A 399-nucleotide genomic window follows, 5' to 3' on the forward strand; every position below is an offset into this window, starting at 1 on the left:
GCCTGCATTTGGTGGGTGCCAACCTTGGTTGGCACAACCTGTCAGATCGCGATGCCGCCGGCACTGTGCCGACCAAGGTCGGCACCTACCAGAGCGGGTTCCGTGCATGAATCGGTAGTTGCCGACCTTGGTCGGCGCATGACCTGCGAACGGACGATCAGCTCTGCTTGCGACGGATCGGAATCGCCGACACCGGCACCGAGGCCACGTCATGTCCGCCTTCGCGGATCGGTGCGCCCGGGTCCGGTGCCCAGGCATGCGCATAGATCACTTCCCAACTGCTGGGCAGCTTGCCGTCGGCACGGCGCATCGGCTCGTATGCCGTCTTCTGCTTGAAAAAAAAAAGCGCTAATAATTCTTGTGATTCTTTTTCACATTGATCAAAGAAGCTAAATAAGA

Annotated in this window: 1 protein-coding gene; it reads right to left on the reverse strand. The window is 58.1% G+C overall.

Going from position 1 to position 399, the window contains the following annotated elements; genetic code table 11:
• Positions 1–157: 157 nt before the first annotated feature.
• A partial coding sequence (locus AN214_RS21945) for a hypothetical protein (RefSeq protein WP_200911162.1) occupies positions 158–399 on the reverse strand: 242 nt, incomplete at its 5' end.

The sequence above is a fragment of the Pseudoalteromonas sp. P1-9 genome (assembly GCF_001399975.1).
Lineage (GTDB): Bacteria > Pseudomonadota > Gammaproteobacteria > Enterobacterales > Alteromonadaceae > Pseudoalteromonas.